Below are 15,849 nucleotides of genomic sequence, written 5' to 3'. Positions count from 1 at the left end.
TGCGGGAGCCGAACAGCGGCCCGGCACAGTGGTGGCCTCAGTGGTTCCGGATACGGGGGCGCCATGGACATACAACTGCTCGGATGCGTGGAGGCACACGTCCGCACCGGCGAACGGGTGCCGCTCGCGCACGGCACGAAACTTCTGCTGGCCGCCCTGGCCTGGACTCCGGGCGCCTTCGTGGCCGACGAGGTCCTGGCGGAGCGCGTGTGGCCGGAGCGGCTGCCCCAGCATCCGCGCGAGGCGCTCTACATCCAGGCCACGCGGCTGCGCAAGGCGCTGGGTGGAGTCGGCCGGGCCTCTGCCGACGAGGCCTTCGAACTGTCCCGCAGGCGCGGCGGATACGTCCTCGTCATCGACGAGCGGAGTGTGGACACCGTGCGGTTCCGCGCCCTGGTACGGGAGGCCCGGCTCAGCGCCAGGGACGGGGGCACCGAACGCGCGCTCGATCTGTTCACCCGGGCGCTGGAGCTGTGGCGCGGCGAACCGCTGTCCGACGTGCGCACCCCCTGGGCGGAGACGGCCCGGGTGGCGTTGCGACGCGAGCACCGGGAGGCGTTGGTCGGCAGCGCCGAACTCGGTCTGCGGGCCGGGCGGGTCGAGGAGTGCCTGCGGCGGTTGAGCCGGCTGGCGGACATGCATCCCTTCGACGAGAAGGTCACCGGTCTGCTCATGCTCGCTCTCCATCAGGTCGGCCGGCAGGCGGACGCGCTGGACTGCTTCGACCTGCTGCGCCTGCGGATGACCGATCTGCTGGCGTGCGAGCCGGGTCCCGAACTGCGTGCCCTGCGCGAGCGGATCCTGGCCCGGGACCCGGATCTCGTCCCGGCCGCCGCCCACACGGCGACGCCTCACTGACGTCCGCCTCGACCAAGCCCTCCGTGGGCCCGCGCCCGTCTCATCCCCCGTCTCATCCCCCGTCTCCGGCCTCGGTGAAGTGTTCGTTCAGGTACAGGTCGAGCCGGGACTCCGCGTCCAGGGGCAGCTCTCGATGCGGGGCGGCGGGCCGTGGTCGTGTGCCGGCGGGGGGCGGTCCGTGCAACGCGGCCCGGGCGGGTTCCGGGGTGCCGATCGCGTCGAACAGGGCGGCGGCCCGCGCCCGCGCCGCCGCGGCCGGCTCCCCCTCGCCCCGGACCTCATGCGCGGCGGCCAGGGCCAGCGCCGCTCGGGCCTGGATCAGGCGCTGGCCGGAGTCGCGGGCCAGCGCGACCGCCTCCTCGGCCATGTCCAGCGCGCCGGCCGGGTCGCCGTTCTCCAGCCGGATCACCGCGGCGGCCACCTGGACCCGGGGAAGCGTGAGCGGGCTGCCGTCGACGGCCAGGCGGGCGGCGCTCTCCAGATGGTCCAGGGCCACGCCCGGGAGGCCGGCCGCGCGGGCGACGGCGGCGCGTTCCACCAGGATCTCGATGTGGCCCGTACGATGCCCGGTCCGTTCGGCGATCTCGAACGCGGCGTCCAGATGGCCGGCCGCCTCGTCCGCCCGGCCGGCCCGTAGCTTCAGTGCCGCCAGCCCCACCAGGGAGTCGACCTGGCAGTTGCGGTTCTCCGCCCGCAGCGAGATGGCGAGGGCGTCCTCGTAGGCCGACCGCGCGCGTTCGTCCTGGCCCGCGTCGGCCCGTACCCGGCCCAGGGTCTCCAGGGCGACCGCCTCGGCGTAGGTGGACCCGGAGTCACGGCAGACGAGGAAGGAGGTGCGCAGCGCGGCCTCCGCCTCGGCGAACCGGGCCTGCTTCTGCCGGGTCAGGGCGAGGTTGACCAGGGCCAACGCCCGGTGGTGGTCCGCGGTGTCGCCGATCAGGGCGAGTGCGGCGCCGGCCGCCTCCCCGGCCGCGTCGGTCCGGCCCAGGGCCAGGTTCAGCGAGGCCATGTTGATCAGCATGACCTCCTCACTCCTGACCTCTCCGAGGGTGCGGTAGAGGGCGAGGGCGCGCCGGTAGCGGGGCAGGGCCCGCAGGGGTTCGCCGAGCAGTTTCAGGGTGACGGCCGCGCCCTGGAGCGCCACGGCCTCGCCGTGGGTCCAGTCGGCCGTGCGCGCCCGTTCCTCCGCCTGTTCGTACTCGGTCAGGGCACCGCGCAGGTCCCCGTTGCGCCAGCGGGCGTGGCCCACCGAGACATGCATCGCGACCTGGCCGCGCAGGTCTCCGTCGCGTTCGGCGGCGGCCCGGGCCAGCAGGGCCAGCCGCATCCAGTCGGCGAGCGGGCGCCGGTGGTGGAACAGGTCCTGCAAGGCGTCGACGAGGGCCCACGCGAACCGGGCGGGGCCGTGCTCTGCGGCATGGCCGATGGCCGCCGCGATGTCGTCCCACTCGGCGTCGAACCAGTCGTACGCCTCCTCCGTCGTGCGGAACTCCCGTGGCAGCGAGCCGTCGAGGGCGTCGGGGTGGTCCCGCATGACGTACAGGCCCGCCGTCCTGGCCGCGTTGACGACGGTCTGCACGTAGTGGTCGAGGAGCCGTTCGACGGCCGCGGCGCGTTCGGCGGCCGTGTCCTCGGCGGCGGTGCGGTCGCGGGCGTACTCGTGGACGAGGTCGTGCCAGGCGGTACGGCCGCGACCGGCGTCGTGCAGCAGGTGCACCCGCTGGGCCAGCCGCAGCAGGTCGGTCGCCGCGGCCTCGTCGGTGTGCGCGGCCGCGGCGGCGGCGCGGAGCGAGCGACCGGTGCCGGGGAGCAGGCCCAGCCGCCGGAAGGCGCGCCGGGCGGCGTCCGGGAGGGCGCCGTACGACATGTCGAGTGCCGCGCGTACGGCGATGCTCTCCTCGCCCTCGACATGCAGCCGGGCGAGCCGGCCGCGGTCGGCGAGGTCACGGACGTAGGTGCGGATGCCGCCGGGGCTGCCGCCGATCCATGAACCGGCGACGCACAGGGCCAGCGGCAGGCGGTCGCAGAGCTCGACCAGTTCGGCGGCGGCCGCCGGATCGGCGTCGACGGCCTCGGCGCCGACCACGGCGCTGATCAGCTCCAGGGCGCCGGTGCGGTCCAGGACGTCGCACGCCACCCGGTACGCGCCGTCGAGCGTGACCAGTCCGCTGAGCTTGTCGCGGCTGGTCACCAGGGTCAGGGACCCGGTGGACGCGGGCCGCAGCAGCCGTACGGTCGCGGGGTCCGCCGCGTCGTCCAGGACGACGAGGACCCGGCGGTCCGCCAGCAGGGTCCGGTACAGGGCGGTCTGCGCCTCGGTGCCGAGCGGGATGTCCCGCGGGCCGCAGCCGAGGCCCTGCAACAGCAGGGGCAGCGCTTCCTCGGGGCCCATGGGTTCGGCGTCGTCGAAACCGCGCAGGTCCAGGAAGAGCTGTCCGTCGGGGAAACGGTCGGCGACCCGGTGGGCCCAGTGCAGGGCCAGCGCGCTCTTGCCGACGCCGGCCGGGCCGACGAGCAGAGCGAGCGGTTCGGCGGCGCGCAGAGCGGAGTCCAGGCCCCGCAGTTCGGCGTCGCGGCCGACGAAGCGCCGGGGCGCGGGCGGGAGTTGGCGTGGCACCCGGCGCTCGGACCGGGCCGGGGCGGCGGGCGCGGGGCGGGCGGCCGGCGGTCGGCGCACGGACGGCGCGGTGGGCGCGGTGCCGCCGGCCAGCAGCCGCCGGTGCAGGGTGCGCAGGTCGTCCGAGGGTTCCAGGGCGAGCTCGTCGACCATGCGGCGGCGCAGGTCGGCGTACACCTGGAGTGCCTCGGCGGGCCGTCCGTCCGCCTGGAGGGCGCGCATCAGCAGCGCGTGCGGGCGTTCGCGCAGGGGGTGGGCGGTGGTGAGGCGGAGGAGTTCGGCGACGGCCTGCCGGTGCCGGCCGGTCTCCAGGTCCGCCTCGGCCGCGCTCTCCCGGGCCACCAGGTGCAGTTCGCCGAGCCGTCGCCGTTCCGCCTCGCTGACGGCCGCCTCCGGCAGGTCGGTCAACGGCTCGCCCCGCCACAGGCCGAGGGCCTGCTCGGCGTGGTGGCGCACGGTGTCCCAGTCGCCGTTCGCCGCGGCGCGCGAACCGTCCTCGACGAGCTGCTCGAAGGTGAGCAGGTCGAGTTCGCCGGGGCGGGCGTGCATGACGTAGCCGGGCCGACGCGTGGTCAGCAGACTGGGGCCGAGCGGGCCGAGGACCCGGCGGACCTCGGCGACGAGGGCGCGCACCCGCGCGGCGCCCGCTCCCGGTGGGCGGCTGTCCCACAGGAAGTCGATCAGGCGGTCGACGGAGACCACGTGGTTGGCGTGGAGCAGGAGTGCGGTGCACAGCGCGCGTTGCCGTCCGGTGAGCGCGGCGGGCTGCCCTTCGATCTCGACTTCCAGCGGGCCGAGTACGCGAAAGCAAAGCCGGGGGGTGAGCATTCACAGAACGTAATCCAGGGCTGACGGGCAAGCAACGCCCGCCCGGCTCAGCGGAATTGACCGGCTTCATCGCCGTGCGGCGCGCACCGCCCTGCGCACCCTCGGCCCGTGCCGGCGCCACCACAACCGTGCCCACAGCACCTGGAGCCCCGTCAGAAGCAGCACCGTGACGAGGGCGTCGAGCCACAGCAGCGGATCGGTGTCGGTCAGCAGCCGGTGGCCGGAGCGGGCCAGCAGCGGCCAGGTGACGTCCAGCAGCAGCCGCAGCCCGACGAAGACACAGGCGATCGAGCCCGCCACCGCGCCCGCCGCGTACGCCTTCAGCATCCGCCGTTCACCGGGTCGCCGGCCGGCCAGCGGGTCGCGGCTCGCCCGGCCCAGGAGCCGGGCCCCGAGGTGGCGGAGCCACGCGCCGGCGTCGCCGTAGAGGTTGCGGCACCCGGTCAGGTCCTGGGCGACGAAGTACAGGTCGGTGCGCATGAAGACCAGGCACTGGTTGGCGAAGGAGGTGACCAGGGTCATCGCGACGACCGGCAGCAGGGGCGAGTCGGCGCCGGCCGCGAGGGCGAGCAGGCAGCCGCCCCAGACGGCGGCGTCCACGGCGAGCCCGGACAGATACACGGTGAGCCGCGCGCGGCGGCCCTTGAGCCAGATCCCGGACACCTCGGTCTGCGCCACCAGGAATTGCAGACGGGTGCCCAGCCGGACCCGCCCGGCGACCCCGGCGGCCCGCGCGGTCACCAGGTGCGCCAGTTCGTGCAGGCCGATCAGACACCAGGCGGCGAGCGACTGCACGAGGAGGTTGACGGTGCCCAGGCGCGCCCACACCAGGTCGTCCCAGGTGGGCAGGGAGCGCCCGCGCAGCACGACGGCCACGAGTCCGGCCACGGGGACGGCGAGGAGGGCGACATGGAGAATGGGAGCGAGCACCCAGCGGACGTGGTGTTGCCGCAGCCGGGGCAGGGAGACCGGGACCGGCGCGGTCTCGAAGCGCCGGGTCCCGATCGCGGCGACCAGGCCGGCGGCGGCCAGCGACTCGGCGAACGCCTCGACATCGAGGTCCCGGCCGGTGTCCTGGCGCAGCGCGCCGCGGGTCTGGCCCACGGTGCGTCCCTCGGCGAGCAGCCGGAGCGCGTTGATGCCGATCTCGGGCAGGGCGACGACCTGGTCGTTGCCCTGCCGTCCGACGATCCACTCGTCCCGGTCCTGCCGCATCTCCAGCGGATACAGGACCACTGTGGGGTCCGGCTCCGGCGGCGCGGCGGCCGTCACGGCCCGCACACCGGGCAGTCGGTCCGGGCCGGGTGCCGTACGAAGACATGCTGGTCGGGCGCGATCAGGTTCACCCCGCGCACATAGCCGGGCGGGGTGGCGCCGATGCCGGTGAGCAGGGCGATGACCTCGTGGGCGATGAGCTGTCCGGAGATCCCGGCGGCCGGGGCGAGCGCGCCGGCGGTGCCCAGGTGCGGGGTCCACCCGGGTTTGAGCTTGGCCTCCTCGCCGGCGCCGACGCACTCGAAGCAGGGGCCTTCGGGTGCGTACACCCCGACCGTGGCCAGGGGGCCGCTGTAGCCGGCGGACACCCACGGCACGCCCAGGGCCGCGCAGACCCGGTTCGTCATCTTCCGGATCAGGTCGCCGCGGGGCTCGTCCGCGCACAGCACGAAGACGTCCCGGTCCCGCACGAGTTCGGTGAGCGCGGCCTCGGTGTCGGCGCGACGGCTCTCGTGGGTGTAGCGGCCGGCCGAGTTCACGGCCGCGAGGCGGCGGGCCGCCGTCTCCGCCTTGGGGCGGCCGAGGTCGGCCTCGGTGTAGAGCACCTGCCGGCTGAGGTTGGACTCCTCGACCACGTCGGGGTCCACGAGGTGCAGCTCGCCCACCCCGGCGGCGGCGAGCGCCCACGCGGCGTGGCTGCCCGCGCCGCCCACGCCCAGCACGGTCACGCGGGCCTGCTTGAGGCGCAGTTGGGAGGACCAGGCATCGCTGCCGGGGCGCAGGTCGACGTACCGGAAGTAGGTGTGGTTCCTGCTGTACCGCTCGCGCTCGCGGTCGGTGAGGCCGTCCGGAGGAGGGGTGGCGGCGTCCTCGACATAGCCGGTGTCCAGCAGTTCGGCGAGCAGCCGCCGGGCGCCTTCGGGGCCCAGCGCGGGGTGGCTGTCCGCGAGGGTGCGCTCGATCCGGTCCGGCGGTGTGGTGCCGTCGAGGAGGGTGAGCGCGTCCCAGACCCAGCCGTGCGGATCGGCGATCTCCGCCGCGACTCCGTAGACCCCGCCGCCGAGCCGGAGGGTTCCGTCGTCGAAGCGATGCGGGGTGTGCTCCGCCTTGATCCGTGGCAGCTGCACGGGCGTCTCCTTCGGAAACGACCCCGGCGGCGGACCTGGTCCGCCGCCGGGGTCTGCCGTTGTCAGCTGTCGATCTGCTTGTTCTGGATCGTCTCGATCTTGTCCAGGAGCCGGACCTCGATGAACTCGGGCTGCTGCGGGGCCTCGGAGGTGCCGAGCGTGCCCTGGTCACCGAAGGTCTCGGCGTGCGTGGTGTGCTCCACGGTGGTCTCCCTTTCCGATGGATCGGATGCCGCGGGCGGCCGTCGGTAACGGCCGTCCCGCTTCTGCCACCCAGCCTCGGACAGGGGTCTTTCCCTGGTCTTTCAGCGGCCTTTCACACGGCGCCTAGTCGTCGTTCAGCCCCTCCTCCAGCGCCGCCAGCGCCGGATCCAGCACGATGTCCTCGTCCCGCGCCTCGATCGTCGGGTCCTCCGGGAAGTGGCAGGCCGTCAGATGGCCCTCGTGGTTGCCGGAGATCCGGATCAACGGCGGTTCCTCCGTCGCGCACTTGTCCTGCGCCTTCCAGCACCGCGTCCGGAACCGGCAGCCGGACGGCGGCGAGATCGGCGACGGCACGTCACCGGCCAGCCGGATCCGCTCACGCCCGCCCGCCTCCGTCTCCTCCCCGAGGTTCACCTCGGGGACCGCGGACAGCAGGGCGTGGGTGTAGGGGTGACGGGGGCGGGTGTAGATGGACTCGCGGTCGCCGACCTCGATCACCTTGCCGAGGTACATGACCGCGACCCGCTGCGAGAAGTGCCGTACCACCGCCAGGTCGTGGGCGATGAACAGGAACGCGATGCCCAGCTCCTGCTGCACCTTCTGGAGCAGGTTCACGACCTGCGCCTGGATCGACACGTCGAGCGCCGAGACCGGCTCGTCCGCGACGATCAGCTTCGGCTCCAGGGCCAGCGCGCGTGCCACGCCGATGCGCTGGCGCTGGCCGCCGGAGAACTCGTGCGGGAAGCGGTTGTAGTGCTCGGGGTTGAGGCCGACGATCTCCAGGAGCTCACGGACCCGCTTCTCGCGGCCGCCCTCCGGGTTGATGTCGTTGATCTCCATCGGACCCGAGATGATCTTGCCGACCGTCTGCCGCGGGTTCAGCGACGAGTACGGGTCCTGGAAGATCATCTGGATCTCGGAGCGGATCGGCGCCAATTCCTTGCGGCTGGCATGGGTGATGTCCTTGCCGCGGTACGAGATCTTCCCCGCCGTCGGCTCCAGCAGCCGGGTGATCAGGCGGCCGGTCGTGGACTTGCCGCAGCCGGACTCGCCGACCAGGCCGAAGCTCTCGCCGACGTTCACGGTCAGGTCGATGCCGTCGACGGCCTGCACCGCGCCGACCGTGCGCCGGATCGGGAAGCCGCCCTTGACCGGGAAGTGCTTGGTGAGCCCCTCGACCACGAGGAGCGGATCGCCGGACGAGTCGGCGACCGCCTCGCGCGGGGCCGGGAGGACGAGGTCCTCTTTCATGACGTGTCCTCCTAGGACTGGGGCGACGACTAGCCCAGGCTGGGCTTGATCTCTTCGATGAAGATGGTCCGCTTCTGGTCCGCCGTGAGATGGCAGGCGGAGGCGCGGTCCGGGGCCAGCAAGGGGCGTTCGTCGGTGCAGCGGGTGCCGCCGACCCGGTCCTGGAAGGTGCAGCGCGGGTGGAAGCGGCAGCCGGACGGGGGGTTGAGGAGCGAGGGCGGGGCGCCCGGGATGGGGGCCAGCGGGGCCGCGAGGTCCGAGTCGAGGCGCGGCATCGAGTTCAGCAGGCCCCAGGTGTACGGGTGTTGGGGCGAGCGCAGGACCTCGTTCGTCGTACCGCGTTCGATCGCGCCGCCCGCGTACATCACCATGATGTCGTCGGCCATGTCGGCGATGACGCCGAGGTCGTGGGTGATGAAGATGATCGCGGAGCCGAACTCCTGCTGGAGGTCCTTCAGGAGGTCGAGGATCTGGGCCTGCACCGTCACGTCGAGCGCGGTGGTCGGCTCGTCGGCGATCAGCAGGTCCGGGTCGCAGACCAGGGCCATGGCGATCATCGCGCGCTGACGCATACCGCCGGAGAACTGGTGCGGGTAGTCCTTCGCGCGTTCCTTGGGGTTGGGGATGCCGACCTTGCCGAGCATCTCCACCGCACGGTCCCAGGCGGCCTTCTTCGAGGCACCGGTGTGCTTCATGAACGGCTCGGCGATCTGCCGGCCCACCGTGTAGTACGGCGACAGCGCGGTGAGCGGGTCCTGGAAGATCATGGCGACCTTGTTGCCGCGCAGCTTCTCCAGCTCGGACTCGCGAGCCGTGGTCAACTCCCGGCCTTCCAGGAGGATCTCGCCCTCGACGGTGGTGAACTTCGGGTTGTGCAGCCCGAGGATCGTCAGGTTGGTCACGGACTTGCCGGAGCCGGACTCGCCGACGATGCCGAGGGTCTTGCCGCGCTCCAGGTCGAAGGAGAGTCCGTCGACGGCGCGGACCATGCCGTCCTCGGTGCGGAAGCTGACGTGCAGGTCGCGCACCGAGAGGAAGGCGCCCGCGTCGGACGGGACGGGTGCCCCGGCCTCCTTGGTCAGAGTGGTCACGACAGAGCTCCTAGGACAGCCGCACGCGCGGGTCGATGAAGGCGTAGCAGGCGTCGACGACGATGTTGCACAGCAGGATCACGGCGGCCGAGAACAGCATCACGCCGAGCAGCAGCGGCAGATCGCTGAACTGCACCGACTCCACCGCGAGCCGTCCGAGGCCGGGCAGTCCGAAGGTGTACTCGGTGATGATCGCGCCGCCGAGCAGCGAGCTGAGGTCGATGCCGAGGATGGTGATGATGGGGATCAGCGAACCACGCCAGGCGTAGCGGAAGAAGACGTAGCGGCCGCTCATGCCCTTGGCCCGGGCGGTGCGGACGTGTTCCTCCTGGAGCTGCTCGATCATCGAGGAGCGTGCCATACGGGTGTACTGCGCGGCGAAGATCGTGGAGAGCACGGCCCAGGGGATGATCAGCCCGGTGAACCAGGCGGCGGGGTTGTCGGTGAGCGGGGTGTAGTCCGGCTCCTCGAAGATGTGGGTCTGGTAGACGAGGATCGCCAGCGCCAGCGGGCCCAGGAAGTAGATCTGCATCGAACTGAGCACCATGGACCCGGCGGTGAACGACTTGTCCACGAAGGTGCCGCGCTTCCAGGCGGCGAGCAGTCCGGTGCCGAGTCCGACGAACAGGAAGACGACGGTGGCGCCGGCCGCGAGCGAGAGGGTGAGCGGCAGTCGGTCCATCAGGGTCGACCAGACCTGCTCGTTGGTGTGGTACGAGTACCCGAAACACGGGGCGGGGCAGGGGCCCTGCTCGAAGTCGTTGCGTCCGGTGACCAGTCCGGACAGGAAGATCCAGAACTGTTCCGGGATCGACTTGTCGAGCCCGAGCGTGTGGTGGATGTTCGCCAGCGCGTCGGGCGTGCAGGTCTTGCCGCACATCAGCAGCGCCGGGTCGCGGGGCATGCCGAAGAAGAGCAGGAAGGCGACCACGGTCAGCAGGACCAGGATCACGAATGAGCCGAGGATCCGGCGGAGGAGGAAGCGCAGCATCTCAGTGGCAGCTTTCGGGCGAAGCCTGGGCGGCGCGGTGCGCCCCGTCACGGGACGGGGCGCACCTGACGCCGCTTGGACGGGTTACTTCACGAAGAGCCTGCGCGGGTCGACGCCGCCGATGACGTCGTCGTACGCGAGGCCACCGATCTTGGATCCGGCGATCTGGGTCTGCTTGTAGTACGCCGTCGGGATGTTGGAGACGACATCCTTCACGATGTACTCGTTGATCTTGTTCCAGGCCTCGGCGGCCTTGATCGGGTCGGTGATGGTGTTCGCCTTGTCGATGTCGGCGTTCACCTTCGGGTCGTTGATGTGCGAGTAGTTCGAGGAGCCGTCCTGGATCTGGCGGCCGTCGTACAGCGGCGGGATGACGGTCGAGGCGCTCGGCCAGTCGGCACCCCACGCGGTGTGGAAGATGTCGTAGTTGTTCTTGACCTTGCTGACCTGGTCGTAGTAGGTCTCGGCCGGGATCTCCTGGCGCTGCACGTCGAAGCCGGCCTTCTCCAGGCCCGCCGCCATGGCGGTGGAGTACTGCTGGCCCTCGGGGGTGTTGATGTAGCCGAAGGTGAGCTTCAGACCGGTCTTGCCGGCCTTCTCCAGCAGCTGCTTGGCCTTGGCCGGGTCACCGGCGGGCTTGGCCTTCTTGCCGAACGGGTCGAACTTGGGGTCGTAGCCGGAGACGGTCGGGCTGATCAGACCGCCGGCGACCTCCATCGCGTCGGTGCCGCCGAAGGCACGGACGAACGGCGTGATCGGCAGGGCGTAGGCGATGGCCTCGCGGACCGTCTTGTCCTGCATCTCCGGCTGGGACAGGTTGATGTTCATCTGGCCCACGTACGGCTGGTAGCCGGAGACCGTGCGGTTCTTCAGCGAGGCGTCGCCGAGGACCTTGGTCAGGTTGCCCGCGTCGACCTGGTTGCTGAAGCTGATCGCCGTCGCGTTGGCGCCGGTGTCGTCGAGGATGGCCTTGGTCGAGTCCTCGAACTGCTTGTTGAACTCGATGTTGAACTGGTCGACGTACTGGTGCCGGACCGCGTCGGTCTTCGGGTCCCAGTTGGTGTTCTTGACCAGCGTCATCGTCTTGCCGGACTTGAACTCCGAGATCTTGTAAGGACCGGAGGTCATCGGGGACTTGTCGTACTTGACCTTGGTGTCCTTCTCGGCGGACACGATGGAGTAGCCCGCCATGGCGAGCGCGTACGGCAGGTCGGGCTTGGCCGACTTGAACTTGAAGACGATGGTTTTGTCATCGGGCGTCTCCAGGACGGTGTCCGGGAGGTGCTTGCCCTTGTAGGGGCCGTCCGGGAGGAGCTTGCGGTACTCGGTGCCCGGGGTGTTGGCGAGCCACTGCTGGATGTACGTCGGGCCGTTGGAGATGAACGGCGCGAAGAGCCGCTCGAAGGTCTGCCGGACGTCCTTGGCGGTGATCGCGGAGCCGTCGGCCCACTTGATCCCGTCCTTCAGCGTGTACTTCCAGGTCTTGCCGCCGTCGGTGGTGGTACCGCTGTCGGTGGCCAGGTCGCCGACGACCTCGTGCTTCTTGCCGTCGTCGCTGGTGGCCTTGTACGCGGTCAGTCCGCGGTGGATCAGCTGCGAGAGCGCCATCTCGTCGGAGACGTAGATCTGGCCCGGGTCGAGGTGCGCGAAGCTGTCCCGCTGGAGCACCGTGACGGTGCCGCCGGACTTGGCGCCGGGGAGCTCGGCGGCTGGACCCGTGGAGTCCTTGGCGTCGCCGAAGGAGATGCCGGCCTGCTGACGCTGCGCGTTCTCCTTGTCCTGCTTGTCGTTGTCGCTGCCTTTGCTGCCACCCTCGCTGCAGCCGGTGAGCACGAGAGCCCCCGCCGCCAGCAGTGAGAGCGCGGCGTACGCGTGGCGTCCACCCTTACCCATCACTCAGATTCCACCCATCTTGTGTCACCGTTGCGAGTTGAAGTGCGGACCGGGCCCGGTGGGAGCCGTCGGTCTCAGTCGGGCGGAGACGCCCACAACTTGTCGGTCAGCGCGCCGTCTTGGGATCGAAGGCGTCCCTGACCGAGTCCCCGAGCAGGTTGAACGCCACGATGAAGATGATCATCGAGATGCCCGGGAAGAACATGTAGGTGATGTCGTTCTGCATCACGAGTTCGGTAGACGCCTTGGAGAACATCTGCCCCCAGTCCGGCGTCGGTTCGACGATCCCGACCCCGAGGAAGCTCAGACCGGCCTCCGCGGTCACGAAGTTGGGCAGCATGTACGTCGACTGCACCAGGATCGGGGTGACCACGTTCGGCAGGATCTCTTTGCGGATGATCCGCACCGGGGACGCCCCGCTGACCTTGGCGGCCTCGATGAACTCCCGTTCTCGCAGGGCGAGTGTGGTGCCGCGCAGGATGCGGGCGAGGCTCATCCAGCCCAGCACCCACTGCACGGCGATGAGGGCGACGACCCGGACGTACACCGGCGTCTCGTCGCGCGGGCTGACGAACAGCGAGACCACGACCGGCATGCTCGCGATGAAGAACAGCTGGGCCGGGAAGGCGAGGAGGAAGTCGATGACCCGGCTGATCAACTGGTCGGGCTTGCCGCCGAGATAGCCGGCCGCGACACCCAGGACGATGCCCGTCAGCACGGTCGCGACGGTGACCGCGAGCGAGATCATCAGGGAGTTGCGGATGCCGTAGAGCAGCTTGGTGAAGACGTCGTAGCCGTTGCCGGGCTCCAGGCCGAACCAGAACTCGCCGCTGATACCGCCGTTGGGCTGGAGGGGCACGCCCGCGCTGTCGAAGAGCTCGGGGCGTTCGTCGGCGAACACCGTGTACGGGTCTTTGCCGTAGAGCTTCGCGATCAGGGGGGCCGCGAGGCCGACCACGAAGAAGAAGATCACGACGTAGGCCGAGATCACTCCGGTGCGGTCGCGCTTGAAGCGGATCCACATCAACTGCCCGGGAGAGCGGCCTTCGAGCTGCTTGGCCTCCTCGGGCTTGCTCTTCGGCTGCTGGTCGCCGTCGACGACGACCGAGGTCCCGCCGCCTTCGATGTCGATAGGACTGGTCACAGTTCGCCCATTTCACAGGTGTGGGTGTGCCGAACCGGCGACCGGCACAAGGGTGTGCGAGATCGCGGATCGGATCATGAAGAAGCGTCAGCGGCGTGTCACGGCAGCGGAAGAAGCCGCAGCCTGACGCGCGTAGGGGCGGGAGCGGAGCTCCTCAGAGCCGATCGCCGCACGCCGGCGCGGAGTTGACGCAACTTGCGGACGCTGTGACCCACCTGGTGCTTGTGACACCGCGCATGGGACTCCTCCTCATGACTCCACGTGTTCACCAACAGGAGGGGGTTGCACGCCTTTCCTCCGACACCCCTGACGGAGGGTCAGGCACCCCCTGGTGCTCGTGAGTCGGCGCCGTCCCCACGGCGCGAGACCCATTGACCCGAGCGCTACGCGGCTAACTATCTGCCATGAGCCATGGACCGACCACTGTTCTTAAATCTCAATTCAGTCACAGCTGGCCCGTACATCTTCCAAAATCTGGACAAACTGTCTGGTGAAAGAAGGCCACGAAACGGACGTGTTACATGGGTATCGGGCGAGGATCTCCGCATTACGGACATCCTTCACCGGCCCTGCACAGCCATCTGACCGAAAAAATGAGTTGCAAAAAGCCCGGGCGCCCCCAAGATGGGGGCACCCGGGCTCTGGAACCGACCGTCGATCAGCCGTGCTTGGCGCGGCTCGCGGCGCGGGCGCGCTCGCGGGCGTCCAGGTTCACCTTGCGGATGCGAACGGCCTCCGGAGTGACCTCGACGCACTCGTCGTCGCGGCAGAACTCCAGCGACTGCTCCAGCGACAGCTTGCGCGGCGGGACGATCGCCTCGAACGAGTCGGCCGAGGACGACCGCATGTTCGTGAGCTTCTTCTCCTTGGTGATGTTGACGTCCATGTCGTCGGAGCGCGAGTTCTCGCCGACGATCATGCCCTCGTACACCTCGGTGCCCGGCTCGGTGAAGAGCACGCCGCGCTCCTGGAGGTTCGTCATCGCGAAGGCGGTGACGGCACCGGCGCGGTCGGCGACCAGGGAGCCGTTGTTACGGGTCTGGAGGTTGCCGAACCAGGGCTCGAAGCCCTCGTGGATGGAGTGCCCGATGCCCGTACCGCGGGTCTGGGTCAGGAACTCGGTCCGGAAGCCGATGAGACCGCGGGACGGCACGACGAACTCCATGCGCACCCAGCCCGAGCCGTGGTTGGACATGTTGTCCATCCGGCCCTTGCGGACGCCCATGAGCTGCGTGACCGCGCCCATGTGCTCCTCGGGCACGTCGATCGTCATGCGCTCGACGGGCTCGTACGTCTTGCCGTCGACCTCCTTGGTGACGACCTGCGGCTTGCCGATGGTCAGCTCGAAGCCCTCACGGCGCATCTGCTCGACCAGGATGGCGAGCGCGAGCTCACCACGGCCCTGGACCTCCCAGGCGTCGGGACGCTCGGTGTCGAGGACGCGCAGCGAGACGTTACCGATCAGCTCGCGGTCGAGGCGGTCCTTGACCTGACGGGCGGTGACCTTGCGGTCCTTGACGGCCGCCTTGTTGTCGGCGCCCTTGCCGGTGCCGCCCCGGCCGACCAGCGGCGAGGTGTTGGTGCCGATCGTCATGGAGATCGCGGGCTCGTCGACCGTGATCAGCGGGAGCGGGATCGGGTTCTCGGGGTCCGCGAGGGTCTCGCCGATCATGATGTCCGCGATACCGGCGACGGCGCAGATGTCACCGGGTCCTGCCACCTCGGCGGGCTTGCGGGTGAGCGCCTCGGTCATCAGCAGCTCGGTGATGCGCACGTTGGACATGGAGCCGTCGCGCTTGATCCACGTGACGGTCTGGCCCTTGCGCAGCTCGCCCTGCTCGACGCGGAGCAGCGCGATACGGCCGAGGAAGTTGTCGGCGTCCAGGTTGGTGACGTGCGCCTGGAGCGGCGCGTCCTCGTCGTAGGTCGGGGCCGGGATGTGCTGGAGGATCGTCGAGAAGAACGGCTCCAGGCTGTTGGAGTCGGCCGGGACCGTGCCGTTCTCCGGCTTGGTCAGCGACGCGATGCCGTCACGGCCGCAGGCGTAGACGATCGGGAACTCGATCTGCTCCTCGTCCGCGTCCAGGTCGAGGAAGAGGTCGTACGTCTCGTTGACGACCTCGTCGATCCGGGAGTCCGGACGGTCCGTCTTGTTGATGCACAGGATGACGGGCAGACGCTGCTGGAGCGCCTTGCGCAGCACGAAGCGGGTCTGCGGCAGCGGGCCCTCGGAGGCGTCGACGAGCAGGACGACACCGTCGACCATGGACAGGCCGCGCTCGACCTCGCCACCGAAGTCGGCGTGGCCGGGGGTGTCGATGATGTTGATGGTGATGACGTCCCCCCCGTCCTTCGGGTGGTACTTCACCGCCGTGTTCTTGGCCAGGATCGTGATGCCCTTCTCACGCTCCAGGTCGTTCGAGTCCATCATGCGGTCGTCGACGCCTTCGAGCTGGTGCGCGGCGAAGGCGCCGGCCTGCTTCAGCATGCCGTCGACGATGGTGGTCTTGCCGTGGTCGACGTGGGCGACGATGGCGACATTGCGGATGTCGTGGCGCGTGGCCATAGTGCGGCGTACTCCCGGAGTGGTGTGGAAGGGGCCTGCGCGTACGTCTGTGTTACGCGGACCC

Annotated in this window: 11 protein-coding genes; 1 reads left to right on the top strand and 10 read right to left on the bottom strand. The window is 70.2% G+C overall.

Going from position 1 to position 15,849, the window contains the following annotated elements; translation table 11 throughout:
- The first annotated feature begins 63 nt into the window (after positions 1-63).
- Positions 64-858, top strand: coding sequence for an AfsR/SARP family transcriptional regulator (locus tag EJC51_RS31520; RefSeq protein ID WP_126274173.1), 795 nt, complete (start codon positions 64-66; stop codon positions 856-858).
- Positions 859-910: 52 nt separating this feature from the next.
- On the opposite strand, the gene EJC51_RS31515 is transcribed toward EJC51_RS31520, so the two are convergent.
- From EJC51_RS31515 to typA, 10 genes are all read right to left on the bottom strand, one after another.
- Positions 911-4,303: an AfsR/SARP family transcriptional regulator gene (locus tag EJC51_RS31515; protein WP_126274172.1), complete on the bottom strand. Its 3,393-nt coding sequence runs from the start codon at positions 4,301-4,303 to the stop codon at positions 911-913.
- Positions 4,304-4,369: 66 nt separating this feature from the next.
- Complete coding sequence (locus EJC51_RS31510; protein ID WP_244362943.1) at positions 4,370-5,575, bottom strand: hypothetical protein; 1,206 nt, start codon at positions 5,573-5,575, stop codon at positions 4,370-4,372.
- Entirely contained in the window at positions 5,572-6,645 is a 1,074-nt protein-coding gene (locus EJC51_RS31505; protein ID WP_207924770.1) for a HesA/MoeB/ThiF family protein, read from the bottom strand. Before EJC51_RS31505 ends, EJC51_RS31510 begins: the two co-directional genes overlap by 4 nt.
- Positions 6,646-6,707: 62 nt before the next feature.
- Complete coding sequence (locus tag EJC51_RS47880; RefSeq protein ID WP_165951183.1) at positions 6,708-6,848, bottom strand: hypothetical protein; 141 nt, start codon at positions 6,846-6,848, stop codon at positions 6,708-6,710.
- 124 nt (positions 6,849-6,972) lie between these two features.
- Positions 6,973-8,100 carry an ABC transporter ATP-binding protein gene (locus EJC51_RS31500; RefSeq protein WP_126274171.1) on the bottom strand — a complete coding sequence of 376 codons (1,128 nt, stop codon included), beginning with the start codon at positions 8,098-8,100 and terminating at the stop codon, positions 6,973-6,975.
- Positions 8,101-8,129: 29 nt separating this feature from the next.
- The gene (locus EJC51_RS31495) at positions 8,130-9,191 is read right to left on the bottom strand and encodes an ABC transporter ATP-binding protein (RefSeq protein WP_126274170.1); all 1,062 of its coding nucleotides are present in this window, start codon (positions 9,189-9,191) and stop codon (positions 8,130-8,132) included.
- A 10-nt stretch (positions 9,192-9,201) separates the two neighbouring features.
- Positions 9,202-10,182: an ABC transporter permease gene (locus EJC51_RS31490; protein ID WP_126274169.1), complete on the bottom strand. Its 981-nt coding sequence runs from the start codon at positions 10,180-10,182 to the stop codon at positions 9,202-9,204.
- A gap of 84 nt (positions 10,183-10,266) precedes the next feature.
- Positions 10,267-12,075 carry an ABC transporter substrate-binding protein gene (locus tag EJC51_RS31485; RefSeq protein WP_126274168.1) on the bottom strand — a complete coding sequence of 603 codons (1,809 nt, stop codon included), beginning with the start codon at positions 12,073-12,075 and terminating at the stop codon, positions 10,267-10,269.
- 106 nt (positions 12,076-12,181) lie between these two features.
- A complete protein-coding gene (locus tag EJC51_RS31480; protein WP_126274167.1) occupies positions 12,182-13,219 on the bottom strand; it encodes an ABC transporter permease in 1,038 nt (345 codons plus the stop codon).
- 658 nt (positions 13,220-13,877) lie between these two features.
- A complete protein-coding gene (typA, locus tag EJC51_RS31475) occupies positions 13,878-15,785 on the bottom strand; it encodes a translational GTPase TypA (protein WP_097268613.1) in 1,908 nt (635 codons plus the stop codon).
- Positions 15,786-15,849 lie beyond the last annotated feature (64 nt).

Source organism: Streptomyces aquilus (assembly GCF_003955715.1).
GTDB lineage: Bacteria > Actinomycetota > Actinomycetes > Streptomycetales > Streptomycetaceae > Streptomyces > Streptomyces aquilus.
The sequence above is the reverse complement of the archived record's forward strand: the minus strand, read 5'-3'. Positions and strand labels throughout refer to the sequence as shown.

What these genes read in the sequence shown, in the direction of transcription:
- EJC51_RS31490 (WP_126274169.1), bottom strand. Translation starts at nt 10,182, where the DNA reads ATGCTGCGCTTCCTCCTCCGCCGGATCCTCGGCTCATTCGTGATCCTG.
- EJC51_RS31500 (WP_126274171.1), bottom strand. Translation starts at nt 8,100, where the DNA reads ATGAAAGAGGACCTCGTCCTCCCGGCCCCGCGCGAGGCGGTCGCCGAC.
- EJC51_RS31515 (WP_126274172.1), bottom strand. Translation starts at nt 4,303, where the DNA reads ATGCTCACCCCCCGGCTTTGCTTTCGCGTACTCGGCCCGCTGGAAGTC.
- EJC51_RS31520 (WP_126274173.1), top strand. Translation starts at nt 64, where the DNA reads ATGGACATACAACTGCTCGGATGCGTGGAGGCACACGTCCGCACCGGC.
- EJC51_RS31485 (WP_126274168.1), bottom strand. Translation starts at nt 12,075, where the DNA reads ATGGGTAAGGGTGGACGCCACGCGTACGCCGCGCTCTCACTGCTGGCG.
- typA (WP_097268613.1), bottom strand. Translation starts at nt 15,785, where the DNA reads ATGGCCACGCGCCACGACATCCGCAATGTCGCCATCGTCGCCCACGTC.